Below are 21,576 nucleotides of genomic sequence, written 5' to 3' on the forward strand. Positions count from 1 at the left end.
GATACTGACATGAGCTCTCGTACTGTTTCCCTGATAGGCGTTTCCCTGGTCATGGGCCTTGGTGCTGCATGGATGGCCGACTCCTGGCTGAGCGCCCGGCTCAATGCCACCCCGGATGACCACCTTCGAAGCGTGGTGGTTGCCACGGTAGAGATTCCATTCGGGCAGATGGTCGAGGCCCAACAGGTCACGACCATGCGCATGCCCATGGACACGATCCCGGACGATGCCTTCGACTCCAGCGACAAAGCAGTGGGCAAGATCGCAACGTTCGACATTCTGAAGGGCGACATCGTGCGCGGCGCGCGATTGAGCGAGCACTTGGGTGGCAGCACGCTGGCCTCGCTGATTGCGACAGACAAACGTGCCATATCGGTGCGCGTGGACGATGTGGTCGGTGTCGGCGGATTCCTCCTTCCAGGTAACCGGGTCGATGTACTGGCGACCAAAACCACCAGTGCCGGCAGTAACAGCGCCGTGTCCAGGACCATCCTCGAGAACTTGCGAGTGCTGGCGGTGGACCAGACGGCGGGTACCGACAAGACCCAACCGGTGGTGGTGCGTGCAGTGACGCTGGAGATGTCGGCCGCCGAGGCGGAAACCCTGGTCACGGCGCAGACAGAAGGCAAGCTGCAACTGGCGCTGCGCAACCCGCTGAACTCCGAGAAAAAAATCGTGACCGCCGCGCCTGTTGCGCAGGCCCCCATGGTTGTGGCCGCCGCCCCGGTGCAAAAACGCGTGGTGCAACGTGGCGAGGGTGGCGGGGCTCTCACCATCATTCGCGGGATCCAGACCAGTGTAGTGAAAGTTCGTTGATAGAGCGGTAGGGGTGCCTGTGCACCAAGGTATTGGCGGAGCCGATCCGGATCAGTATCGGCAATCGAGGGCTTGATGATGAATCTTCGTATTCAGCGGCCGTTCACTGCGACGCCAAGGCGCCAGGGAGGAGCGGTGAGCGTACTGATGGTGATCGCCTTGGCGGCGATTTCCATGATGGCGGCGTTGGCCCTGGACGGCGGGCACATGATGTTGAACAAGACGCGCCTGCAAAACGCTGTGGATGCCGCCGCCCTGAGTGGCGCCAAAACCCTGCTTGAGGTGGCAGGTGCTGCCACCATGGCCAGCTCGACACGCACCGCAGCGCTCAATACGCTGACGCAAAATGCCAATGCCACGGGCAACACCGAATTGGCAACGGCGGTCGCCGGCAACCCAGGCGCATTTGCAACGGTGGAACTTTCCAGCAGTGTCTACGGCCCGTTCTCCTATCCCGGGCCGGCAAATGCCAAATACGTTCGGGTATCGGTACCGAGCTATCGCCTGACAGGTTTTTTCTGGAGCTTCGTCCAGACATTAGGCACTGCGGGTCTTGGGAACAAGGCCGTGGCGGCGATCGCCACCGCCGGCCCCAGCCCCACCAGTCCCTGTGATCTTGCACCTTTGATGGTCTGTGGCGACTCGACTAAATACAACCCGGCCGCTGGCATGTTCTGGGGCTTCCAGTTTGGTGATTTGCAGGTATTGAAGACGGCTGCCGGCAATTCGTCCCCCATTGGCCCAGGCAACTTTCAGTTGCTCGACTTTGGCTCGGGCGGCAGTACGGTCAGGGATGACCTGGCCGGAGGTGGCTCGGTTTGCCGCAACGTGGGGCAAAACGTCCAGACTGCCCCTGGCAACAAGGTCGGCCCTACTTCTCAAGGGTTGAATACGCGCTTCGGTATCTACAACGGTCCGGTCAGCGCCTCGGACTATCCGCCAGACCTGGTGACGACGTCCAGCACCCCCGCGATCACTTACGACGACTCAGTCAACCCGCCAGTAGAGAAGTACAAGGGGCAAACCGTCACATCGAGCGGCGGTAATCTCACGGCGGGCAGCAACGCGATACTGGACTACAACGACTGGCGTGCGAGCGCTGCCGCGTGTGTGGCAGGGTCCGGAAGTGGCTGTGAGAGCAACGGGGTGTTCGAGCGCCGGATGCTGAAAATCGTGGTGGGCGACTGCACCGGCAAACAGGGCGGTTCAACTTCGGTCCCCGTCTTGGGTTTTGGCTGCTATTTCGTGGTGCAGCCAATGAGTAACGGCGGCACGGAGGCGCAGATCTTCGGCCAGTTTGTGAAGGAGTGCGAAGGCGACAACGTGCCCGGTCCTAATCCGACGAGCGATGTCGGCCCGCAGATCATTCAGCTCTACAAAACCTATCTCAACGGCAGCGGCACTCCGAGCACAGACTCGTAGGAGGCGTCATGAGACTTCACTCTTTTAAACAACGGCAGGCCCAGCAAGGCGTGGCACTGGTGGAATTCACCCTCGTCCTGCCGCTGTTGCTCCTGTTGTTGCTGAGCCTGGGCGAATTCGGTCGCATGCTCTACCAGTACAACGTCCTGCTACAGGCCAGCCGTGATGCCGACCGTTTCGTCGCCAGCCAGGCCTGGAACTCGACGAAGGGCGCTATCGATCTGACCAACGCAACATTGGTGAGCCAGACGAAAAACGTGGCGGTCTATGGTGTACCTGCAAATACCGGGACCGCGGTGGTGTCGGGGTTGACGACCGCGAACGTAGCGGTCGCCGCGGTGGGCACCGACCATGTGCGGGTCACCATTACCTATAACTTCTGCCCGGTGATTGGCAGTGGCAATTGCGCTGGTATGTTTCCGGGCTTTTTCGGTGGACAGTTTGCGCTGGCCATTCCGCTGATTGCCACTACCGTCATGAGGGCACTGTGATGAACAAAAAACGCATGCACGGCACCTATGTCGTGGAGTTCGCCTTCGTTGGCATGCTGGTGTTCATTCTGTTGTTCGGCGTGGTGGAAATGGGCCGCCTGTACTTCACGGTCAATGCGCTGGATGAAGCCACGCGCCGTGGTGCGCGGCTGGCAGCGGTGTGCAATATCAGCGATCCGGTGGTCTTGCGGCGGGCGATCTTCAATGCCTCGACCGACGCCGGTACGAGCCAGCTGATCACGAGTCTGGCCACCACCCATCTGACGCTGACCTATCTGGACGTCAACGGCGCTGTGGTGGCCAATCCCGGCGACCTGGTCAGCGCCACCGGTTTTCGTGCCATCCGTTATGTCCAGTTGAGTCTGCAAGGCTTCGTTTTCAATCTGTTTATTCCCGGGTTTGGCGTGCCCATTACCTTGCCTGCATTCAGGGCAACCTTGCCACGCGAAAGCCTTGGACGTCATTCCGATTCCGGGGAGATCACACCATGCTGAATACCAAGGACACTCCGCTCTCAAGCTCGACCGGCAAGGCCGGGCTCCGGTTGCTGATCAGCAGCCGTGACGCCACCTCTTTGCGCGATCTGCAGAGTGTTTGCCAACGTATGCCTTGCCTTGAGGTGAGTACTCGCCTGGTGAGTAATGGGCATGTCGACCCGCTCTACGGCCTGGACCGGATGCCCGATCTGTTGCTGTTACGCGTCAGCCATCTGTGGCGTGAGGAGCTGGCGGCGCTGTTGCTGCACCCGGCCCATGAGCGTCCACCGATGTTGGTCTGCGGTCTGCTGAGCGAACAGGAAGGCATGCGCATGGCAATGCAGGCCGGCGCCCGTGACGTGCTGCCCGAGCCCATCGCCGAGACAGAATTGGTCGCCGCCCTGAATCGTCTGGTCATGGAGGTTCGGACCGGTAGTGGGGTAGAAGGGAAATTGATCGCCGTGATGAGCGCCAAGGGCGGCTCTGGCGGAACCCTGGTGGCCTGCAACCTGGCTCAGCAGCTCAGCGCCAGGGGCGGCAGTACCTTGCTGCTGGATATGGACCTGCAATTTGGCAGCGTGACGCATTATCTGGATGTGGCGCAGTCGCACAGCCATCTTGAGGTGTTGCATCAGATCGACGGCATGGACAGCGTTGCGTTACGCGGTTTTTGCAGTCACTTCAGCCCCACCTTGCATGTGCTGGGTGGTCGGGCCGGTGAGCTGTGTCTGCCGCAGGATGCCCAGCCCGAGCAACTTGACACCTTGTTGCAATTGGCCCGCGCCAGCTATGACTGGGTGGTGATCGACCTGCCGCGGCAAATCGACCACCTCACCGGTTCTGTCCTGGAGCAGGTGGATCGGGTGTACGTGGTCGTGCAGCAAAGCGTCAGTCATCTGCGCGATGCGAGCTCCCTGGTGCGGATTCTTCGTGATGACCTGGGCGTGCGCGGAGATCAATTGCAGATAGTGGTCAACCGCTTTGACAAGGCGGCGGCGATCAGCCTCAAAGATATCGGCGAGGCGTTGCGCTGCACCAATCTGTCGAAATTACCCAACGACTTCAACCTGGTCAGCCAGAGTCAGAACACTGGCGTGCCGTTGGGGCTGCATGCGCCGAGGGCCGCGATTACTGCTGCCTTGCGCGACATGACCGAGGACCTGGTCGGTCAACACGTGGCCGGGAACAAAGGCTTACTCAAACGCGCCTTCAACCGTTTTTTCGGGGGATGACCCATGATCAGCGACTTTCGTAACCGCTTGCGCAAACAGTCCGGTAAACCCGCCGCTGCCCAGCTGGGCGACGACCTGCTGGACCCGGCAGAAGAAATAATGGCGTGGGAGCGTGCAACACCGGACGTTCTTTACGAAACCAGAAGCCAGGTCACCCCGGTGGAAGCCGAATGGCGGGAAAAGATCTACCAGCAGTTGCTCAAGGTCATGGACCTGTCCTTGCTGGACTCCCTGGAACAGGCCGAGGCCACGCGGCAGATTCGCGATATTTGCCTGCGCCTGCTCGATGAGCATTCGGCGCCGGTGAGTACCGCCAGCCGCCAGTTGATCATCAAGCAGATCACCGATGAGGTGCTCGGTCTGGGGCCTCTGGAACCATTACTGGCCGACCACAGCGTGTCCGACATCCTGGTCAACGGCTATGCCTCGGTCTATGTCGAACGCTTCGGCAAACTGCAAAGGACCGATGTGCGTTTTCGCGATGATCAGCATTTGCTGAACATCATCGACCGCATCGTGTCCAGCCTGGGTCGGCGTATCGACGAGTCTTCACCGTTGGTGGACGCCCGGCTCAAGGACGGTTCGCGGGTCAACGCGATTATCCCGCCGCTGGCCATTGACGGCCCGAGCATGTCGATTCGCCGCTTTGCGGTGGACCTGCTCAATACCGACAGCCTGATCCAGGTGGGGACGTTGACCCCGGCCATTGCCCTGCTGCTCAAGGCGATTGTCCGCGGGCGTTTGAACGTGCTGATTTCCGGCGGTACCGGCAGCGGCAAGACCACCATGCTCAATGTGCTGTCCAGTTTCATCCCGCACAACGAGCGGATCGTCACCATCGAAGACTCGGCCGAGCTGCAACTGCAGCAGCCTCATGTAGTGCGTCTGGAAACCCGGCCTTCGAATATCGAGGGACGTGGCGAGGTGAGCCAGCGGGAGTTGGTGCGCAACAGCCTGCGGATGCGCCCGGACCGTATTGTGATCGGCGAAGTGCGCGGCGCCGAGGCGCTGGACATGCTGACCGCCATGAACACCGGCCACGATGGCTCGTTGACCACCATCCACGCCAACACCGCGCGCGATGCGTTGGGGCGAATCGAGAACATGGTGTCGATGACCGGGGCGACCTTCCCGATCAAGGCCATGCGTCAGCAGATCGCCTCGGCCATTGATGTGGTGATCCAGCTGGAACGTCAGGAAGACGGCAAGCGTCGACTGGTCAGCGTGCAGGAGATCAACGGCATGGAGGGCGAGATCATCACCATGACCGAAATCTTCTCCTTCGCGCGCCAAGGCATGGGCGAAAACGGTGAAGTGCTCGGCGACTATCGCCCCAGCGGCATGATCCCGGCTTTCCGTGATGTGCTGGCCAAGCGCGGCATCGAGTTGCCGCTGACGATGTTCAGGCCTGAGTGGATGGAGGGACGGCAGCCATGAGTCATATTCCTGCTGAATTCATTCTGATGTTCCTCGGCATGGTGTTTATCGCCGTGTTCCTCCTGTCCCAGGGCGTGGTAGTGCCGGTGTTCGGCGAGGCCGGCAAGATGCGCAAGCGCATCCGCGGCCGTTTGCATGTACTGGAGAAAGCCAACAATCTGCCCAACATGCAGACGGTGTTGCGGCAGAAGTACCTGACGCGTTTGTCGCCTCTGGAGGCCATGCTCGAACAGTTGCCCTTTATGGCGAACCTGACACAGATGATCGAGCAGGCTGGCCACGAATACCGTGCTTACCGGGTGATGTTGCTCGGGCTGTTCCTGGGCGTCTGTGCGGGCATCTCGGTCGGGATGATCTCGACCGTCTGGTGGATGGCGCTGCTGGCGGGCTTCGGGGCGTTCTGGTTACCACTGCTGAAGGTTTCTCGTGACCGTAACAAACGTTTCGCTCAGTTTGAAGAAGGCCTGCCGGATGCGCTGGATGCCATGTGCCGGGCCCTGCGCGCCGGGCACCCGTTCAACGAAACCCTGCGCCTGGTCGCCGAGGAGCACAAGGGGCCGGTCGCTCATGAGTTCGGTCTGACCTTCGCCGATATCAACTATGGCAACGATGTACGCCGGGCCATGCTCGGTCTGCTGGAGCGCATGCCCAGCATGACGGTGATGATGCTGGTGACCTCGATCCTCATCCATCGCGAGACCGGCGGCAATCTGACCGAAGTGCTGGAGCGTCTGAGTCGGCTGATCCGTGGGCGCTTCCGCTTTCAGCGCAAGATCAAAACCCTGTCGGCGGAAGGGCGCATGTCGGCCTGGGTGCTGGTGGCGATCCCCTTCGTGCTGGCCATTGCGATCGTGCTCACAAGCCCCAGCTACATGCCTGTGCTGCTCAATGATCCCATAGGACACAAGCTGATCATCGGGGCTTTCTGCGCCATGTTGATCGGAATTTTCTGGATACGGAAAATCATCCGGATTCAGGTTTAAGCGATATTCGCTACCGGGAGGTACAGGTCATGGACTTTTTGCTCGGGTTGTTCAGTCGGGTCACGGGGAACGAGGAGATTGCGCGCCTGTTGTTCCTCGGCGCGATCGGTTTGAGTACGGTGCTTGCAGTCGTCGCTTTGATGTTGCTGATGCTGGGTCTTCAGGACCCGGTGCAGCGTCGTCTGGCACTGATCAAGCGTGGTCATTTAGGCAACACTGCGGGGCAGGACGCGCCGAGTAACCTGCAACTGTTGCTGGAGCGGGTAGGCCAGCGCTTTGGCTCGGCCGAATCGGCCCAGGCATCCGTAACCCAGACCCTGTTGATGCATGCGGGGTATCGCTCCTCTTCGGCGGTGCAGATGTACTGGGCGGTGCGCTTGATGCTACCGCTGTTGTTGGTAGGCCTTGCGTTGCTGCTGTTGCCGATGATCCCCAAGGTTTCCCTGGCGATAGGGCTGCTGTTGGTGGTCATGATGGCCGGTATCGGATGGCTGCTGCCAGGGCTGTATGTCGCCAAGCGCAAGCAGATGCGACAAAACCGGTTGCGTGTCGCGTTTCCGGATGCACTGGATTTGATGGTGGTGTGCGTGGAGTCGGGCCTGGCCCTGCCTACGACCATCGAGCGAGTGGCTGAGGAGATGTCGGTCAGTCAGATTGAGCTGGCTGAAGAATTGGCCCTGGTCAATGCGCAAATCCGTGCGGGCGTTTCCAGTACCGAGGCGCTCAAGCAACTGGCTGTGCGCACCGGTCTGGATGACGTACAAGGGTTGGTCAGCCTGTTGGCGCAGAGTATTCGCTTTGGTACCAGCGTGGCCGACACCCTGCGCATCTATGCCGATGAGTTCCGTGACCGGCGTACACAAGCCGCCGAGGAAATGGGGGCGAAAATTGGCACAAAGCTGATATTCCCGCTGATCTTCTGCCTGTGGCCGAGCTTCTTTCTGGTCGCCATCGGCCCGGCCATGATCGGTGTGTTCAGAGCATTCGGAAATATGTGAGCCAAACCGGTGGAGGCCGTCGAGCACGATGGCCTCGCCACCCGCGCCTGATCTGTACTTTCCCTCCATCGATCCACACCTCTCCCGTAGGAGCTGCCGAAGGCTGCGATCTTTTGCTTCTTCTGGCAGGCAACTCGGTTGCCTGGACAGGCGTTAAAAGCCAAAGACCGCAGCCTTCGCCAGCTCCTGCATGGTTACCCCCGCCTCATCCTGTGAACGCCCGCTAAGCTTTCACAGGGTGAGGCGGGGGTAACCCATTTCATTAGGGGAGTCCGGTCAGAATCGGGAAATGTGTAGAGACCCATACTTTTCTGCAGACGTCATCAAGCCCGGCTTTTCAGCCAGGCCATTCTGGACGACGCCAGAGGCTGATCACCCACTGATGTGCCTCAGTTGCTGCTGGGGATCTCGCCCGCTCCTTTTTGTTCAAAGAATGCTGGAATCGGGTAGGTGAAGCTGTTCAGCCAGCGCTGCATGGCCAGGTCACGTTCGGTGGCCGAAGCGGTTTGCAGTATAGGGGAGGCAACCACACCACGAATCTGTAGCTGCATCCACTGTTCGGTGCCTTTTTGCGGCGCCGAGGAGGGCCCCGGCTCAATAGCCCAGGCACTGGTGGACAGGCAAGCCATGCACACAATCAACAGCCTTTTGGTATTCATCTCGACTCCTCGTACGTTCTACTTGATCGCAGCGCCGGCTGAGGCATCGACGACTGCCTCAGTCTTGCGATTCCCCTCCGAAGCCACCGCTTTTTTGGCAGAGGTCTTGAGTTTTTCCGCGCGGTTTTGAGCCTCTGCGACTTGTTGGGGGCTCAAGCTGGCGCGGTTCGCGAGTTCGGCAGCCGCCTTCCAGTTATCCTGATAGATCAGCAGCGTCACCATATTGAGTGCTGCCAGTGAATCCGCCTGCTTGAGCTCCATGGCCGTCATGAACTCGAAGCGTGCCTCAGGGATCCGTCGCTGATTGAGGTAGACGACCCCCAGGTCATTGCGCATCTTGTCGTCGGTGGGGGACATCTTCACCGCTCGCTCAAGGTGAGTGGCCGCGGTGGCGTTATCATTTTTGGCCGCAGCCAACTGGCCCAGGCCATGTTCCCCTTCAGCGGCCAGACAGGTGCCGAGCAAGCTTTGATACAACGGCCCCGCATCGTTACGCCCCATCAAACGCAGCACCCGAGCCTTGCGCAGGCGAACCTGGACCAGGTCATCGGGCAACCCTTCCAGATTCGCCAGGCTGGCATACAAACGGCCCTCGTTGGCCATGTTGTCGGCCAGATTCAGGGCCAACTCTTGCTCCGAAGCGGGCTTGGCACAGCTAACCGGTCGCGAAGACAGGCCATTGGTGGCACAACCTGCGAGCATCAATGTTGTTGCTATTGCAATGACTGCTTTCATCGCGTGTCCTCTGGCTACAACACCTTGAACTCCTGGCCAATGGCAATACAGCTGGCCCGCCAAGCGCTCAAGGTCTCCGTTAAGAGTGAGGGCGAAAGCCCGGTTCAGAGTCTGGCTCCGGCTCATTGCGAGAGCCCGGTGCGACTGTCGAAATCACCATTTTCGAGGAAAAACATGCGGTAGAAGTTCGGGTCGTAATTGCGCAGCTGTTCGCCAGGCAATGACGGCAGTTGTGCGTTGGCAGCCAGGGGCTGGACCAGATGCGGGGTGACGATCATCAGCAGTTCGCGCTCTTCACGGTTGATGGAGTTGTCGCGGAAGAACGCACCCAGAATCGGGATATCGCCCAGCCCCGGAAACTTGTTCACCTGGGAATTGTTGCGGGTGCTGATCAGGCCGCTGATGACGAAGCTTTCGCCGTCGGCCAGGGAGATGCTGGTGTCGGTACGGCGTATGGTCAGCGCCGGGACTATTGTGCCGGCGATGCTCACCGCGTTGGTGAAGTCCAGTTCACTGACTTCTGGCGCCACCTTCAGGGCGATACGGTTTTTCCCGACAATGGTCGGCGTCAGGGTCAGGCGGATACCGAACTCCTTGTACTCGATGGAGATGTTATCGCTGCCGGCACTGGGTACCGGAATCGGCACTTCACCGCCGGCCAGGAAGCTCGCACTCTGCCCGCTGAGCGCCACCAGGCTTGGCCGCGCCAGGGTATAGGCGAAACCGCTGCCTTCCAGCGCGTTGATCGCCACCAGGGTATTGCCGGTCGCAAAATTGAGGTTGAACATGCCGTTGTCCACCGGCACCGACGGCGTGACAATGCCGCCGATGGTGGGCAAGGTTCTCGGCGAGCCGAACAGGAAGTTGCCGCGAGTGCCGAAAATAGACGCTGAGGCTTCCTTGAGTTTGGTCCGGCTGACTTCAACGAAGCGGATATCGGTCTGCACCTGGCTTGGCAGCAGCGGGTCTTCGGAAGGCCCCGTCGACACGCTGGTCAGCGCCGCAGTGGCCCGGCCCTTGACGAACACCATGCTTTGGCGCGGCGTTTTCGAACAGGCGGTCCAGACCATCAGGCTGGTGGCTCCCGGTGTCAGACCGGTGAGTATGAAGGCGTTGGTGTTGTTGCCGCTGGGTTGCACGTCGGCAATTTTCGGGTCGCCCACCGCCAGCTGCGTCACTGGAACAGGGGTGCGCAGTTCATTCTGAAGCCCCTGACCGACCTCGAACGTTGTCGGCAAACTGTCCATTTGCGAACAATTTGCCGGCGCGGCCTGAGCCGCATCCACGCTGAGGCCTATCCAGAACAGGCCATGGATAACTCGCTTGAAAGCGGGCACGGTACGATAGCTCATTAAGTGCATCCTCGCTGAATAGGCCATCTTTGAGGCTAACTGAGTTGCCTCGGATCACTACACGGGGCCTGGGTCGGCCCTCTACCCCGCCAGAGCAATGGATTCATGGCCCCGGCAACATTCTTTGGTTCTACGCACAAGCGGGTCCAATACGCTGGCCTGACTGCACAGCGAGCGACCTTCGCTAAAACGGTTTTTAGTGATCCAGATGCCTGGGTTGCCGAGCAGAGCGACAGGCCCCGACTCGACAGCAATAGCAGCTAAGGACGGCACTGTTCGCCGACCTGACTCCCCTAAAAAGCAACCGGTAATCTGGGTACAGAGCCGGAAAACGCTTGTCAGGACCATAGTGAGGTAACTCCTTTTGCCAATCCGCTATCTGATCGCTGAACCTAATGTGGAAATTCAAACCGTTATGACTTCTTCTTGCTTGAAAGGTAGTTCAACCGAAGCAAAGCGCCATGCTTCAAACAAAACTTTCAGTCAACTACGGGGTTGTTTCTGAAAAAAACGGGGGGAGGCGACGTAAACATTGGCATGACGCCCGGACGCTGTATGAAACAGTGGGCTATGTGTAGTGCTGCGAGTAATTCTGTGCAATTCATGCTGCATATCTCATCAACATGGCCGGTCATTGAGCGGCGTTCCTGCCTGTATGCCGGTTCGTACGTTTCCAAGGCTGCCCGTCTTGTGACACTTCGGGAATAGCTGCAATCGATACAAATTTCCTACAGCGAAATAGTAAAAAACAGAAATGTCTGACTGCCAGGGAGCAGATTTTTTGGGATAAAGATGGGCTTGCCGATCTGCACTCTGGCAGTCGCCGGATCTGCAGAAAATCTTTCTAATCCCAAGGATATCCCTCCGATGTCTCACGATTTGCCGCCACGTTCGTTCGTTCAGGAAACCCGCTCCACCGCTGTTCTGGTTCTGCCGTTGGTGATGGGGCATGTGTCGACCGGATTGATTGCCTTCGTGGATAACATCATTGCCGGCCAACATGGAACCGATACGCTGGCAGCGGTCACCGTCGGTACTGCGTTGTTGTGGTTGCCGATGCTGGTGCCGATTGGCACGTTGATCGCCTTGACTGCTTACGTGGCCCGTTTGCACGGGGCCGGTCAATACGAGCAGGTCGGCCCCGTATTTCGCCAGGCAATCTGGCTGGCGCTTGGACTTGGCTTGATCATGTTCGTATTCCTCAGCGTAGTACCGACGTTGCTTGGCGTTGCGGGCATTGCAGAGGAGATCATTCCGGGGGCACAGGCATTTTTGCATGCGGTCCGCTGGGGCAGCCCGGCGCTGACAGTGTTCTTTTGCATGCGTTATCTATGCGAGGGCATGCACTGGATGCGGCCTACCATGCTCTTCGGGTTTGGTGGCCTGCTGGTGCTGGCTCCGTTGGGCTATGTCTTGACCAACGGCAAGCTGGGCTTTCCCGAACTCGGTGCACAGGGGCTGGGTATCGCTTCGGCGATTATGATGTGGCTGCAGGCGCTGGTTTTTGCGCTCTATCTTTGGCGAACGCCCCGCATGGCACATTTGCAATTGTTCGCTTGCTTCGAGCTGCCGAATCGGGTCGCTATCGGCGATTTGCTGAGAGTTGGGCTGCCGATCGGAATCTCGATTCTGATGCAGGGCAGCCTGTTCATTGTCACCTCCTTGCTTATCGGGCGCCTGGGCGCGGCTTCCCTGGCTGCACATCAGATAGCGATCAATGTGGCGCAGTTGTGTTTCATGATCCCGGTTGCCGTAGCGGAAGCAACCACCGTGCGTGTCGGTCATGCCTTGGGTCGTGGTGATCGGCATGGAGTAAGGCGAGCTGCATGGGCGGGGTATGTTCTGGTCGCATTCACTCAAACGTTGTCGACCTTGGCGCTACTGTTGGGACACGAAGCGATAGCCGGTCTTTACAGTCGGGACCTGGCCGTGACGGCGTTGGCCTCGACACTGCTTTTGTACGCCGCCGCACTGCAATTTCCCGATGGTTTGCAGATGCTTTCGGCAGGGGCGTTACGCGGTTTGCAAGATACCCGCGTGCCCATGATGCTGGCGATATTTTCCTACTGGGGGATCGGGCTGCCGCTGGGTGTCAGTTTGGGGTTTGGCCTGGGCTGGGGGCCACAGGGTGTATGGCTGGGGTTGATCACGGCGTTGACGGTTGCCACTCTGTTGATGGGTTGGCGCTTTATTCACAGGAGCAAAACCAACCTGGATCAAGGCGTTCCTTGAAAGGAGACGCGTGCAAAGGTCGAAGCTGTAGTTGAACGGGACGCTGTTGGCCGCTCAACTTGAGCCTGCGCGCATTTACAAAGCGCTATTCCACAAATCTGTTACCAGCATGCAGCCCGGAGCATGAGTGATGCACAAGGGCGGGCGCGAGGCTTGTACTACCGATTGAGGCGTCACGCCACAGGCCCAGAACACCGGAATTTCGTCGGCTTCGACTGGCACGGCATCACCGTAATCCGGTGCGTCCAGCGAGTGGATGCCGATCAGCGATGGGTCACCGATGTGCACGGGGGCGCCGTGGACGTTGGGCATGCGTGCGGTGATCTGAATCGCCTGAATCGCGGCGGCGGCTTTCATCGGCCGCATGCTCACCACCAGTTTGCCGCTCATGCGAGCGGTAGGGCGGGTGTCTATGTTCGTCTGGTACATGGCGACATTACGCCCCAGATCGATGTGCTTGAGGGCAATGCCGGCATCCAGCAGGGGTTGTTCGAAGGAAAACGAGCAGCCGATGGCGAAGGCCACCAGGTCGTCCTGCCAAAGATGCTCGATATCCAGCGGTTCTTCGCTCAGTTCCCCATGGCGATAGACCCTGTATCGGGGCACATCATGGCGAATATCGATGGCGGTGCCGAGGTTGCGAAAAAACGGATCCCCAGGCTCGGTAACGTCGAGCAACGGGCAGGCCTGCCGATTGAGGGTGCAATACCGGAGGAACTCATTCGCCCAATCGTTGGGCAGAATCACGATGTTGGCTTGCACCCGGCCCTGGGCCAGGCCGCTGGTGTGGCCCTGATAGTGTCCGGCGGCGATGTGTTGGCGCAGGGCCTGAGGGGCGCGCTGCTGTAATTGTTCAAAGGACAGGGCTGACTGATTCATCACGGCATCTCCACAGGTTCGTGGGTTCTTTTTAAGAAACCGAGACGCTGGCGTCCAACAAGGAATGTTGTTACCCCCGGACAACTAAAAGTTATTCAAGAGACCGTCGGCCGTTGAGACCGGGTGCCGGAACCATTCGAAGCGGGCCGACATCCGCCGCATATTGGGAGACCACTTGGCGGCTCATGTCGACGATGCTCTCGATCAATTCCAGACCGACTCCGGTGCGCCACGAAGCCACGACATCCAGTTGCGGCAAGCGGGTGCCCGGTTCCAGCTGAATCAGCTCGCCGCTGGCCAAGGGCTTGGCCACCAGCGCGGCCGGCAAGGCACCAATACCGAAGCCGTCACGAATCAGCCGGGTCATGGCCGACACCGAGTTGACGCAACTGACCCGTGGCGTACTGATGCCATGGGCGTGCAGCAGGTTGAGTACGTCCTGATGCGGCCGGGAGTTTTTAACGAAGGTGATGATGCGCTCACTGGCCATGTCGGCCAGTGAGGCATAGGGGCGGGCATAGATCGAATTGCTGGCGGCAATCCAGTGCATGGGATAGTGCGCCAGTTCGAGGTTGCGCACACTTTCGTGGCGGATCAGGTCCGTCTGGAAAACGATGTCCAGATAGCCCTTTTGCAGCTGCTCGCACAGATTGCGTGCGGCGTCGGCCGTGATCTCGATTTCCACGGCGGGGAAGGTCTGCATCAAGGTCGACATCAACGGGCTGAGCCAGGTGTGGATCACCGTATCCATCACGCCGATGCGCACCAGGCCCTGTTGCGGATTGGTGTTGTCCAGCGAGTGTTTCAACGCTCTCTGGACCTCGAGCATCTGCTCGGCGTAGTCGAGCACCTTGAGACCTTCGAGCGTCAGCGACACCCCGCGCGAATCGCGCACGAACAAACGCAGGCCCAACTCTTCTTCCAGCGAGGCAATCCGGCTGGAGATAGCGGCCTGAGTGCTGAACATTTTCTCGGCGGTGAGGCTGAAGCTTTGCAGGCGGGCGACCCAGACGAAGGTTTCGAGGAATTTGAGGTTCATGGCGGTTCTCGTGGCGCTCGTGGAGAGGGGGGCACGGTTTTCCACAGAAAACCATGGTCGGCGCACTGCAATTGTTACTCCAGAGTTCGTCGCCGGGGGTATCAAATTTTCTTATGTATAACCTCGTTTTTTTCCCGTTTGACGCCGTTTGGCCTTGGCGCGAAGAATCCACTCCACGACGCAGCCACTGCGTCTGCCCCCCACGACAACGCCTTCACAAAAAAATAATGAGGCGTGTCCGTCATCTTCGCTTGCTGCCGCAGGAACCCCCATGGAAAAGACCATGACTGACCACGTGCTTTCAGGTTCGGGCCGCACCGGCCCGTTCAGTTGGTACGGCCCCCTGTCGAAAAATGAAAAGCGTACCTTCTGGAGTTGCAAGATCGGCTATGCCCTGGATGGCATGGACACCCAGATGCTGAGTTTCGTCATTCCTACCCTCATCGCCACCTGGGGCATCTCAAAGGGCGATGCCGGGATGATCGGCACCTGCACGCTGCTGGCCTCGGCGGCGGGTGGCTGGATCGCCGGAATACTGTCCGACCGCATCGGCCGGGTGCGCACCTTGCAACTGACGGTGCTGTGGTTCGCCTTCTTCACCTTCCTCTGCGGACTGGCACAGAACTACGAGCAACTGCTGGTGGCCCGGACCTTGATGGGGTTTGGATTCGGAGGTGAATGGACAGCGGGTGCGGTGCTGATCGGCGAGGTGATTCGCTCCCAGGATCGCGGCAAGGCAGTGGGCATGGTGCAGGCCGGATGGGCGCTGGGGTGGGGGCTTACGGCATTGCTCTATGCCGGGTTATTCAGTTTTCTGCCACCGGAAGAGGCCTGGCGGGCGTTGTTCATGATCGGGTTGGTGCCAGCGCTGTTTGTATTGGTGGTTCGCCGACTGGTCAAGGAGTCGGACACCTTCGAGCAGGCCTGCATTGAGCGCAAGGCCAAGCCGGAGAAGGATTCGCGTTGGGCCTTCTTCGAAATCTTCGCGCCTCGGATGCTCAGTACCACCTTGCGCGCTTCGTTGCTGACCACGGGCGCGCTGGGTGGTTATTACGCGATCACCACGTGGTTGCCGACTTACCTGAAAACCGAGCGCGGCCTGAGCGTGCTCGGCACTGGCGGCTATCTGGCGATGGTGATCATCGGCTCCTACATCGGCTATGTGACCAGTGCATTGCTGACCGATGCCATCGGCCGCAAGAAGAACTTCATCCTGTTTGCCGTCGGCTCCATGGCGATCGTTCTGGCCTACACCCAACTGCCCATCGACAACACCTGGATGCTCTGGCTGGGCTTTCCGTTGGGTTTTTTCGCCTCGGGCATTTTTGCCGGTATGGGCGCTTTTCTGACCGAGTTGTTTCCGACCCGCATGCGCGGTTCGGGTCAGGGCTTTTGCTATAACGCCGGGCGCTCCATCGCGGCGCTGTTCCCGTTGTTCATTGGATTGTTAAGCGACAGGCTGCCGATGGGTACGGGGATCGGCATCTTCGCTGCCGGTGCCTACGGCGTGGTGATTCTGGCCGCGTTAAGCCTGCCGGAAACCCGTGGTCGACAACTCGAGTCCTGAGCCCCGACACGTCTGGGCAATTGTGCTCAGACGTCGCTGATCCATTGCTAATCGACAACAAACATCGGTCGCGATCGCAACGCCCCCGAGAGGGCTCGCTCGCGTCCGAAACAGGAGCATGGCATGAACTTTTTGTTTTCCACCCAACGGTTATACATCCCGATCGGCACATTGCTCGGCTTGAGCTTGCTCGGCGCACCGGCCGCTCAGGCGGATTTCATTGCTGACAGTAAGGGCAGCCTGGAGGCTCGCAACTTTTACTTCAATCGCGATTTTCGCCAGGAAGGGGCGCGAGACAAAGCCGAGGAATGGGCGCAGGGTTTCCTGTTGCGAATGGAGTCCGGGTATACCGCTGGCACGCTGGGGTTTGGTCTGGATGCACTGGGCATGGCCGGTTTTAAACTGGACTCCGGGGGCGGCACGGCGGGCACCAATCTGTTGCCGCCGGATTTGTCGGGCGGCTCTCAGGATCGCTATGGCGAGTTGGGCCTGACGGCCAAAGTGCGTTTGTCCAACAGCACCCTGAAGCTCGGCACTTTGCAGATCAAGGATCCGGTGGTGAACGCCAACGACACGCGCCTGTTGCCTGGAACGTTCAAGGGGGCACTGGTCAATGTTCAGGAAGTTGACCGATTGAAGCTGACGGCCGGGCAACTCACGCAGATCAACTTCGTCGATTCCACCGACTACCAGGACATGACCGCCAACCGAATCGGCGGGAAAAGCGACAAGTTCCAGTTCGCCGGGGCTGACTATCAGTTCCTGCCGAACCTGACAGCGCAGTACCGCTACGGCAAGCTGGAAAATATTTACCAGCAAAACTACCTGGGTTTGGTGCACCTGCTGGATCTGGGTTCTGGCCAGTCATTCAAGAGCGATGTGCGCTATGCGCGCAGCACCGAAGATGGCAACTTTCGTGCGCTCGATAACCAGGCTTTCGGTGCGTTATTTACCTACAGCCTCGGCGGTCATGCGCTAGGCTTCGGCTACCAGCGCATGAGCGGCGACGATCCGTTTCCGTACATCGGCCGCAGCGATCCGTACCTGGTCAACTTCGTGCAGATCGGGGACTTCGCCAACGTTGACGAACGCTCCTGGCAAACGCGCTATGACTATAACTTCGCTGCATTGGGTGTGCCGGGGTTGAGCTTTATGACCCGCTACATCTCGGGCGATAACGTGCAACGCAGTGCTCCGGGTGAAGGCAAGGAGTGGGAGCGCGACACCGATATCGCTTACGTGGTGCAGGACGGTACCTTGAAAGGCCTGGGCTTCAAATGGCGCAATGCGTCGGTGCGTTCGAACTTTGGCAATGATCTGGATGAGAATCGCTTGATCGTCAGCTATACCCTGGCGCTTTGGTAAAGGTCTGGGCTATCGAGCAATAAATGACACCGACGGCCCGCCAGTCAGACTGTGTGGGCCGTTTGTATTACATCGACAGAATCAACCGACCGGCGAACAGGATCAGAATCACCCCCATGGTTCGTTCGAACCAGTGCCCCATGCGCATGAACAGCAATCGCACCCGCGCGCTGGAAAAGAACAGCGCCACGATCACGAACCACAAGGCGTTCACGAAACACATCCATAGCCCGTACAGCGCCTGAATCTGCAGCGGTGTCGAGGCGCTGATGATGGTCGTGAAAATGGCCAGAAAAAACAGCGTGGCCTTGGGGTTGGTGGCGTTGGTCAGAAAGCCTGTGCTGAAGGCCTTGAACAGGGACTGCTGTTCAGTTGACGCTTCTGCATCCTTATCGCCTTCAATCGCCGATTTGGGTTTGCTGCGCAACAGGCTTACGCCGAGGTACAAGATGTAGGCACCCCCCACGACCTTGGCCGCCGTCAACAACCAGGGCGTGGTGTGCATCAACGCGCCGACGCCGAGCAAGGTGTAAAGCACATGCACGGAAATACCCGCGCCGATGCCCAGAGCCGTGCAGATACCCACCAACCGGCCGAAACGCACGCTTTGGCGGATGGTCACGGCGAAGTCCGGTCCAGGTGCGACTACGGCCAGGAAGTGGATGGTTGCCAGCGCCAGAAACTCGCCCAGATAATTCGAAAACATCTCAACTCCAGAAAGTAAGGGGTGAAGCATTGCCGCGATAGCCGACAAAGAAGGAAAGGCTCAATCGCGGATCGTCCACACCCGGCGTCACCGAGTGCATGCGGCGTGAGTTGAACATGATGAAATCACCCGGCTCAGGGCGAATCTCCAGGGTCGGAGGGCCGAGCAGGGACGGATCGATGCCGTAACTGTCGCCGCGCATTTCGTCGAACTGGTCCGGGGTAATGTCGTGGTCCCACATCTGCAACGCGCCGCCCTCGGTTGGCATGTTCAGGTAAACATTGCAGGCGAATTGCGCTTCCAGGCTTTTGGCCTGGAAGCTGTCCGGGGCGTCCTTGGCGAAAATGTCGTGATGGGCGAGGAAGCACACCCCGGGTTTGACGACCCGGGACAGCCCCACATACATCTTGCGGCCATAGAGGTTTTCCAGGTGCGCGCCTGCCGGCCAGGACTCGTCGAGCATGCAGCGCAGGGTGTCGACAGGAGAGGAGTAGGGCGCGCAACGGCTGCGCAATTCGGCGATGTTGCCGGTGGCGCGCTCGAAATAGTCCTCGATCAGCAGCGGCTGGTTTTCCGCTTCATAAAACGCCATGCCGATGCGACCGATGCTCGGTGCATTGATGTAGCCTTCGAAGCCCGGGGCGAGAATCTTGTCGCCGATCTGGATCGCCAGCGGCTGAGGCAACAAGCCTTTGACGCGGATGGCGAGGACTTCTTCGTTGGCCAGTTTTTGTATGCACGTCTCATCGAGACGATTGACGTCAAGCATCATGTCTTAGGTCCATCTATCAGATAGTCAACAGAGCCCGCGAACGCAGGCTCCCCCGGCGTCAGGCGATGACGGGGTCGACATCGCCCAAATGCTCAATCCACGTGGTAGTGGACTGACAGCGTTCCCTTTTTCTGCGAAAGGGAAGCAATCGTGACGGTGCCCAAATCCTTCAGGCTCCGTACATGGGTGCCGCCACAGCCGTAGGCGGGCAATTCACCGAAACCGATTTCCCGGGCACCTTCGCGCAACGACGTCAGGCGCGGCAGGTCATGGGCGATCCATTGCTTGATGCCGTACTGAATCGTCTGGGCATCAACGTCCTGCGCACTTTCGCCCGGCTTGAACTGCACACGTCCTTCATCCGGCCAGTGATGGGCCTTGGTCGGCATCCAGCCCAGGGCCTGGACGAAGTGACCAATCAGGTGCCCCGCCGAATGCATGCGCGTATTGAACTGACGGCGTTGCTGATCGACCCGAATCTGGGTCATGCCGAGTCTTACCGGGTGATCGACGAAATGGATGATCCGGTCCGGATCCTGAACCACGCGCAGCACCTGGCTTTCGCCGATCCAGCCGGTATCACAGGGTTGCCCTCCGCCTTGGGGGTGAAACAGTGTGGCGCGCAGCACCACGGCGAACTCGTTCTCGTGGGGGGTGCAATCCAGAACTTCCACATTGGCCTTGAGGTCATCACTATGGAAAAAGAGGCGAAGCGTCATATTCCATGTCCTCATTAAAGTTTCTATTTTTATTATATGAATCGTGGAATTGCGTGATAATCCGTTCAATCATCAAAGGACTGTTGCGCTGTGAGCATAAATCTTCCCCTGCCGCTGCTCGGTGAAATGGCGATTTTCGTCAAGGTTGTCGAGACCGGCAGTTTCTCCGAAGCCGCTCGCCAGTCAGGCTCTTCGCCCTCGGCGGTCAGTCGCAGCATTTCACGCCTGGAGAAGGCGCTCGCCATGCGTCTGTTGCAACGAACCACGCGCAAGCTGCGTCTGAGCGACGGTGGCGAAGAGGTGTTCAAGCGTTGCCAGGAGATGGTCAGCGCGGCGAAGTCGGTGATGGAAATCAGCGGTCAGTTCACCCAGGAAGCGGAAGGGCTGGTGCGCGTCAGCGTGCCCAAGGCTGTCGGACGGTTCGTGATTCATCCGCATATGCCGGAATTTCTGCGGCGTTATCCCAACGTGGATGTGGAGTTGTTACTCGAGGACCGCCAGGTGGATTTGATCGACGACAACGTCGACCTGGCGATCCGCATTACCGATCGCCCGCCCGCGGGGCTGGTGGGGCGGCAGTTGCTGACCATCGATCATCTGCTCTGCGCAACGCCGCAGTACCTGGCCGAGCACGGCACACCGACTCATCCCCACGACTTGCTCAACCATAGCTGCATCTATCTGGGGGAAACCCCGAGCGATGCGCGCTGGAAATTCAAGAAAGGCACCAAAGCCGTGACCGTCGGTGTGCGCGGACGTTATGCCGCCAATCACACGGGTGTACGACTGGGCGCGGTATTGCAACACATCGGGATCGGCAGCCTGCCGTACTTCACCGCCCGTTATGCTCTGGAACAAGGGCTGATCGTGCAGGTACTGCCGGACTGGACCTTTCTGGCCTCCTATCACGGAGGCGCCTGGTTGCTGCATTCGCCAACCCGCTATCTACCACCCAAGTTGCGGGTGTTCATCGACTATCTGGTGGAATGCCTGGAGAAGGAGCCGACCTTGAGCAAGCCGGGCAAGCCAAGTGATTCGGGCAAGGTCGCGGCGGAGTATGAGTTGCCCGAGAGTGATGGGTTGCTCTGAAGAGCCCTTTCGCGAGCAAGCCCGCTCTCACCCTCAGTCTAATTCCTGCGCAAGACACAAGCGGGCTTGCTCGCGAAGACGGTGGCCCAAACACCCCATCACTCGGCAATTACCACAAAAAAGGCCCGCATGATTAACCATGCGGGCCTTTTGCGTTACTGACCGGGGATCAGTGCTTGCTGTCCTGGTTCGACATCGCCAGCAGCTGTTTTTCCTGATTCCAGTCGAACGGTTCATCGTTCTGTTCGGCTTCGAAGCGACGTTCTTCCAGGGCCTGGTACAGGTCGATTTCATCATCGGGCATGTAATGCAGGCAGTCACCGGCGAAGTACCACATCAGGTCGCGCGGAACCAGATGAGCGATTTGCGGATAGCGGGTGATGACCTGGCACAGAATGTCCTGGCCCAGGTATTGGCTTTCGATCGGGTCGACCGGCAGCAATGCACGCAGTTCGTCGAAGCGCTCCAGGAACAAGGCATGGCTTTCTTCGGGAACCTGTTCGGCCTCACCTACGGCGACCAGGATGCTGCGCAGGTGGTCGAGCAAGACGAGGTGATCGGCAACGACATTGGACACGAGATAAGTCCTCAAGAGCAAAACGGGCGC

General features: G+C 59.2%; 21 protein-coding genes. 12 read left to right on the top strand and 9 right to left on the bottom strand.

The window, feature by feature from the left end:
- Positions 1 to 9 precede the first annotated feature (9 nt).
- The 8 genes from cpaB (at position 10) to QMK51_RS07985 (ending at position 7,855) form a co-directional block, all read left to right on the top strand.
- Positions 10 to 816, top strand: coding sequence for a Flp pilus assembly protein CpaB (gene cpaB, locus QMK51_RS07950; RefSeq protein WP_320393667.1), 807 nt, complete (start codon positions 10 to 12; stop codon positions 814 to 816).
- Between the two features lie 75 nt (positions 817 to 891).
- Complete coding sequence (locus QMK51_RS07955) at positions 892 to 2,238, top strand: TadE/TadG family type IV pilus assembly protein (RefSeq protein WP_320393668.1); 1,347 nt, start codon at positions 892 to 894, stop codon at positions 2,236 to 2,238.
- 8 nt (positions 2,239 to 2,246) lie between these two features.
- Complete coding sequence (locus QMK51_RS07960) at positions 2,247 to 2,729, top strand: TadE/TadG family type IV pilus assembly protein (RefSeq protein ID WP_320393669.1); 483 nt, start codon at positions 2,247 to 2,249, stop codon at positions 2,727 to 2,729.
- Positions 2,729 to 3,223, top strand: a complete 495-nt coding sequence (locus tag QMK51_RS07965; RefSeq protein WP_320393670.1) for a TadE/TadG family type IV pilus assembly protein — start codon at positions 2,729 to 2,731, stop codon at positions 3,221 to 3,223. The genes QMK51_RS07960 and QMK51_RS07965 overlap by 1 nt, the downstream gene beginning before the upstream one ends.
- Positions 3,217 to 4,437 carry an AAA family ATPase gene (locus QMK51_RS07970; protein WP_320393671.1) on the top strand — a complete coding sequence of 407 codons (1,221 nt, stop codon included), beginning with the start codon at positions 3,217 to 3,219 and terminating at the stop codon, positions 4,435 to 4,437. The genes QMK51_RS07965 and QMK51_RS07970 overlap by 7 nt, the downstream gene beginning before the upstream one ends.
- Positions 4,438 to 4,440: 3 nt before the next feature.
- Positions 4,441 to 5,874 carry a CpaF family protein gene (locus QMK51_RS07975; RefSeq protein ID WP_320393672.1) on the top strand — a complete coding sequence of 478 codons (1,434 nt, stop codon included), beginning with the start codon at positions 4,441 to 4,443 and terminating at the stop codon, positions 5,872 to 5,874.
- Positions 5,871 to 6,857 carry a type II secretion system F family protein gene (locus QMK51_RS07980; RefSeq protein ID WP_320393673.1) on the top strand — a complete coding sequence of 329 codons (987 nt, stop codon included), beginning with the start codon at positions 5,871 to 5,873 and terminating at the stop codon, positions 6,855 to 6,857. The genes QMK51_RS07975 and QMK51_RS07980 overlap by 4 nt, the downstream gene beginning before the upstream one ends.
- Positions 6,858 to 6,886: 29 nt before the next feature.
- Positions 6,887 to 7,855, top strand: a complete 969-nt coding sequence (locus tag QMK51_RS07985; protein WP_320393674.1) for a type II secretion system F family protein — start codon at positions 6,887 to 6,889, stop codon at positions 7,853 to 7,855.
- 389 nt (positions 7,856 to 8,244) lie between these two features.
- On the opposite strand, the gene QMK51_RS07990 is transcribed toward QMK51_RS07985, so the two are convergent.
- The 3 genes from QMK51_RS07990 to QMK51_RS08000 form a co-directional block, all read right to left on the bottom strand.
- Complete coding sequence (locus QMK51_RS07990) at positions 8,245 to 8,514, bottom strand: DUF3613 domain-containing protein (protein ID WP_320393675.1); 270 nt, start codon at positions 8,512 to 8,514, stop codon at positions 8,245 to 8,247.
- Positions 8,515 to 8,532: 18 nt separating this feature from the next.
- Positions 8,533 to 9,249, bottom strand: coding sequence for a tetratricopeptide repeat protein (locus tag QMK51_RS07995; protein ID WP_320393676.1), 717 nt, complete (start codon positions 9,247 to 9,249; stop codon positions 8,533 to 8,535).
- A 122-nt stretch (positions 9,250 to 9,371) separates the two neighbouring features.
- Positions 9,372 to 10,601 (bottom strand): type II and III secretion system protein family protein, encoded by a 1,230-nt coding sequence (locus QMK51_RS08000; protein ID WP_320393677.1) that lies wholly within the window; start codon positions 10,599 to 10,601, stop codon positions 9,372 to 9,374.
- A gap of 792 nt (positions 10,602 to 11,393) precedes the next feature.
- Here QMK51_RS08000 and QMK51_RS08005 point away from each other — a divergent pair.
- A complete protein-coding gene (locus QMK51_RS08005) occupies positions 11,394 to 12,833 on the top strand; it encodes an MATE family efflux transporter (protein WP_320393678.1) in 1,440 nt (479 codons plus the stop codon).
- A 75-nt stretch (positions 12,834 to 12,908) separates the two neighbouring features.
- Here the strand turns inward: QMK51_RS08005 and QMK51_RS08010 are convergent, their stop codons facing one another.
- Together QMK51_RS08010 and QMK51_RS08015 are read right to left on the bottom strand one after the other, a co-directional pair.
- Complete coding sequence (locus tag QMK51_RS08010) at positions 12,909 to 13,712, bottom strand: putative hydro-lyase (protein ID WP_320393679.1); 804 nt, start codon at positions 13,710 to 13,712, stop codon at positions 12,909 to 12,911.
- A 91-nt stretch (positions 13,713 to 13,803) separates the two neighbouring features.
- Complete coding sequence (locus tag QMK51_RS08015; protein ID WP_258699587.1) at positions 13,804 to 14,751, bottom strand: LysR family transcriptional regulator; 948 nt, start codon at positions 14,749 to 14,751, stop codon at positions 13,804 to 13,806.
- A 283-nt stretch (positions 14,752 to 15,034) separates the two neighbouring features.
- On the opposite strand from QMK51_RS08015, the gene QMK51_RS08020 reads away from it, so the two are divergent.
- Positions 15,035 to 16,318 (top strand): MFS transporter, encoded by a 1,284-nt coding sequence (locus QMK51_RS08020; protein ID WP_320393680.1) that lies wholly within the window; start codon positions 15,035 to 15,037, stop codon positions 16,316 to 16,318.
- A gap of 123 nt (positions 16,319 to 16,441) precedes the next feature.
- Positions 16,442 to 17,683: an OprD family porin gene (locus QMK51_RS08025; protein ID WP_320393681.1), complete on the top strand. Its 1,242-nt coding sequence runs from the start codon at positions 16,442 to 16,444 to the stop codon at positions 17,681 to 17,683.
- A gap of 67 nt (positions 17,684 to 17,750) precedes the next feature.
- Here QMK51_RS08025 and QMK51_RS08030 read toward each other — a convergent pair whose 3' ends face one another.
- The 3 genes from QMK51_RS08030 to QMK51_RS08040 form a co-directional block, all read right to left on the bottom strand.
- Positions 17,751 to 18,389 carry a LysE family translocator gene (locus QMK51_RS08030; RefSeq protein WP_258699590.1) on the bottom strand — a complete coding sequence of 213 codons (639 nt, stop codon included), beginning with the start codon at positions 18,387 to 18,389 and terminating at the stop codon, positions 17,751 to 17,753.
- 1 nt (position 18,390) lies between these two features.
- Positions 18,391 to 19,161: a 2OG-Fe(II) oxygenase gene (locus tag QMK51_RS08035; protein WP_320393682.1), complete on the bottom strand. Its 771-nt coding sequence runs from the start codon at positions 19,159 to 19,161 to the stop codon at positions 18,391 to 18,393.
- A 92-nt stretch (positions 19,162 to 19,253) separates the two neighbouring features.
- Positions 19,254 to 19,880: an alanyl-tRNA editing protein gene (locus QMK51_RS08040; protein ID WP_258699592.1), complete on the bottom strand. Its 627-nt coding sequence runs from the start codon at positions 19,878 to 19,880 to the stop codon at positions 19,254 to 19,256.
- Positions 19,881 to 19,970: 90 nt separating this feature from the next.
- Between QMK51_RS08040 and QMK51_RS08045 the strand changes: the two genes are divergently transcribed.
- Entirely contained in the window at positions 19,971 to 20,969 is a 999-nt protein-coding gene (locus QMK51_RS08045) for a LysR family transcriptional regulator (RefSeq protein WP_258699593.1), read from the top strand.
- Positions 20,970 to 21,138: 169 nt separating this feature from the next.
- Here the strand turns inward: QMK51_RS08045 and QMK51_RS08050 are convergent, their stop codons facing one another.
- Positions 21,139 to 21,546, bottom strand: a complete 408-nt coding sequence (locus QMK51_RS08050; RefSeq protein ID WP_320393683.1) for a PA2817 family protein — start codon at positions 21,544 to 21,546, stop codon at positions 21,139 to 21,141.
- Between the last annotated feature and the right edge of the window lie 30 nt (positions 21,547 to 21,576).

The organism is Pseudomonas sp. P9_31 (genome assembly GCF_034008235.1).
Classification (GTDB): Bacteria; Pseudomonadota; Gammaproteobacteria; order Pseudomonadales; family Pseudomonadaceae; genus Aquipseudomonas.

What these genes read in the sequence shown, in the direction of transcription:
- cpaB (WP_320393667.1), top strand. Translation starts at nt 10, where the DNA reads ATGAGCTCTCGTACTGTTTCCCTGATAGGCGTTTCCCTGGTCATGGGC.
- QMK51_RS07955 (WP_320393668.1), top strand. Translation starts at nt 892, where the DNA reads ATGATGAATCTTCGTATTCAGCGGCCGTTCACTGCGACGCCAAGGCGC.
- QMK51_RS07960 (WP_320393669.1), top strand. Translation starts at nt 2,247, where the DNA reads ATGAGACTTCACTCTTTTAAACAACGGCAGGCCCAGCAAGGCGTGGCA.
- QMK51_RS07965 (WP_320393670.1), top strand. Translation starts at nt 2,729, where the DNA reads ATGAACAAAAAACGCATGCACGGCACCTATGTCGTGGAGTTCGCCTTC.
- QMK51_RS07970 (WP_320393671.1), top strand. Translation starts at nt 3,217, where the DNA reads ATGCTGAATACCAAGGACACTCCGCTCTCAAGCTCGACCGGCAAGGCC.
- QMK51_RS07975 (WP_320393672.1), top strand. Translation starts at nt 4,441, where the DNA reads ATGATCAGCGACTTTCGTAACCGCTTGCGCAAACAGTCCGGTAAACCC.
- QMK51_RS07980 (WP_320393673.1), top strand. Translation starts at nt 5,871, where the DNA reads ATGAGTCATATTCCTGCTGAATTCATTCTGATGTTCCTCGGCATGGTG.
- QMK51_RS07985 (WP_320393674.1), top strand. Translation starts at nt 6,887, where the DNA reads ATGGACTTTTTGCTCGGGTTGTTCAGTCGGGTCACGGGGAACGAGGAG.
- QMK51_RS07990 (WP_320393675.1), bottom strand. Translation starts at nt 8,514, where the DNA reads ATGAATACCAAAAGGCTGTTGATTGTGTGCATGGCTTGCCTGTCCACC.
- QMK51_RS07995 (WP_320393676.1), bottom strand. Translation starts at nt 9,249, where the DNA reads ATGAAAGCAGTCATTGCAATAGCAACAACATTGATGCTCGCAGGTTGT.
- QMK51_RS08000 (WP_320393677.1), bottom strand. Translation starts at nt 10,601, where the DNA reads ATGAGCTATCGTACCGTGCCCGCTTTCAAGCGAGTTATCCATGGCCTG.
- QMK51_RS08005 (WP_320393678.1), top strand. Translation starts at nt 11,394, where the DNA reads ATGGGCTTGCCGATCTGCACTCTGGCAGTCGCCGGATCTGCAGAAAAT.
- QMK51_RS08010 (WP_320393679.1), bottom strand. Translation starts at nt 13,712, where the DNA reads ATGAATCAGTCAGCCCTGTCCTTTGAACAATTACAGCAGCGCGCCCCT.
- QMK51_RS08015 (WP_258699587.1), bottom strand. Translation starts at nt 14,751, where the DNA reads ATGAACCTCAAATTCCTCGAAACCTTCGTCTGGGTCGCCCGCCTGCAA.
- QMK51_RS08020 (WP_320393680.1), top strand. Translation starts at nt 15,035, where the DNA reads ATGACTGACCACGTGCTTTCAGGTTCGGGCCGCACCGGCCCGTTCAGT.
- QMK51_RS08025 (WP_320393681.1), top strand. Translation starts at nt 16,442, where the DNA reads ATGAACTTTTTGTTTTCCACCCAACGGTTATACATCCCGATCGGCACA.
- QMK51_RS08030 (WP_258699590.1), bottom strand. Translation starts at nt 18,389, where the DNA reads ATGTTTTCGAATTATCTGGGCGAGTTTCTGGCGCTGGCAACCATCCAC.
- QMK51_RS08035 (WP_320393682.1), bottom strand. Translation starts at nt 19,161, where the DNA reads ATGATGCTTGACGTCAATCGTCTCGATGAGACGTGCATACAAAAACTG.
- QMK51_RS08040 (WP_258699592.1), bottom strand. Translation starts at nt 19,880, where the DNA reads ATGACGCTTCGCCTCTTTTTCCATAGTGATGACCTCAAGGCCAATGTG.